This is a genomic window from Peribacillus sp. CSMR9, assembly GCF_033141925.1.
In the GTDB taxonomy this organism is placed as follows: Bacteria; Bacillota; Bacilli; order Bacillales; family DSM-1321; genus Peribacillus; species Peribacillus simplex_A.
Window position 1 is genome coordinate 1 of record NZ_JAOPHO010000168.1, and the last position, 1875, is coordinate 1875.

General features: G+C 31.4%; 2 protein-coding genes. Both read right to left on the bottom strand.

The window, feature by feature from the left end; genetic code table 11:
- Window positions 1-216 precede the first annotated feature (216 nt).
- Window positions 217-615: a hypothetical protein gene (locus tag N9I19_RS24610; protein ID WP_317779311.1), complete on the bottom strand. Its 399-nt coding sequence runs from the start codon at window positions 613-615 to the stop codon at window positions 217-219.
- Window positions 616-1134: 519 nt separating this feature from the next.
- Entirely contained in the window at window positions 1135-1680 is a 546-nt protein-coding gene (locus N9I19_RS24615; RefSeq protein WP_251438254.1) for a hypothetical protein, read from the bottom strand.
- Between the last annotated feature and the right edge of the window lie 195 nt (window positions 1681-1875).

Below are 1875 nucleotides of genomic sequence, written 5' to 3' on the forward strand. Positions count from 1 at the left end.
TCTTGGCTACTTAAGTCCTCTAGAATATAAAAAATTATCCCTTAAAAAAGTTGTTTGATTTAGTGTTGACAATCCAAACCACCTTTAATTATTAATTAAGGGTAGGTTTCCTCAACAGAAAAAAGTTATTACTATTCAAGTGTTCTGCCCTTTACTTGAAGAAGAAAAAATCATAATCATTACATGTTCCAGTAATGCATCCTTTAGATTAGTTAGCTATTCCGTTGTTAAATTACCATCTTTACCCTTCTTAACATTTATCTCCCATTCAATATCATCTTTTAACCTCAAGCAATAATCCATTGCAAATCGTACATCAAAATCGCCTTTTTCGTATGACTTTACAAGTGCATCTATATGTTTTCTTGCAAAAAAGTTAAAAACTTCATCTTCAGAAATTCCTCTTTCTTTTGCGATTTCAACAATACTTTTTTGATTTCTTAATTCAAAAAATTCTTCCTCGGTTACACCCAGAAAACGAGATATGGCTTCAAAATCAGTTTTATACCTAAATATAACCTTGCCTTCTTCAGCAAAAGTAGGTGTAGCACTTACAATAAATAGTAAAGGAATAAATAAAAATGTGATAATCATCCATCTTGGTTGTTTAAACATTACGCTTAACTCCTTTTTTTATAGTCCTCAATATTATCACACCTAAGTTAGTTTACTATTCAAAATTATTCTACTCCAGGAGTTTAAAGTAATGATGATGATTAAGTCGACTGTTATTTTTTTTAGTTAAAGAGTGCGTTTCTGTAGCAAGCAGGAACAGTTTTTTTATTTGAACTCCCATTTAGTTTAAGTGTATAGCTTCACAATTTCAGGATGTTTCTTCAATAATATGGCCCAATTGTTGAACAAAGATCAAACAGCACTCTTGAACTAAACTGCCCCGTTAGTTCACTAAGAAAATGTTTTCTTAGTAACTTATCCATCCGGAAACGACATAAAAAGAAACCAACAGATTATTAACGGGTTCGGTTCAGAAGTACAAAACTTAAATAAACACTATAAATAGCAACGAGATTAGCATAAAAATCGAGCTATATATAGCATTGTAAATAGCACAATAAAAGGCATCGGTTATTGACTGATGCCTTTTTTCATTATTTTCGCTTATTTTTTTATGTTTTATGGATTTTGGATTATATTTTTATTTTTATCAAAGAATGTTAGATCAGCAGGGAAAGTTTGTTTTAAATCACTTGGCAGTTTTTTATACTTTACAAACTTTTCATCTTTGGAAACATTTGATGTAAAACTGAATTCTTCATTAATCAATTTGGCTGTTATATGGTCAATTTTAAAATCAGGATTTTTTCCAACCAGAATACGATACATCCCATTATTTGTTTTAATTTCCTCATAAGACACAACATTTGTCCCGTGCCCAGAAAGTTCAATTTTGAAATGCCCGTTCCACCCTTTAAGAAAGTGAGCGTAACCGATATTCTTATTATCTGTTTCAAATAAAACAATATAAGAGTTTGTATTGTCTAATTGAGTTACTTCTATGACATCAAGTTTAATTTCTTCTCCAGTTCCTCTATTTTCCCATTCCGTTAGATTTGATTGAATAGATGCTCTTTCGTCTTCAATATGATACTGATTAAAATAAAATAAAGTATATCCGATACAAATAACCACTATTACTAAGCTAATTCTAACCATTTTCAAGAAAATATTTCCCCCTATTAAGTTCTCTATCATTTATTATTTTCAATACATTTAACACCTTTTCAATTGTGCGAAAAATGGAAGTTCCTTCTTTAGCTATCCTGCCCCGTTAGTTGCATAAAATCGAGTAGGAGGAGGCGCCTAGCCTCCGACCTCTCACACCACCGTACGTACCGTTCGGTATACGGCGGTTCA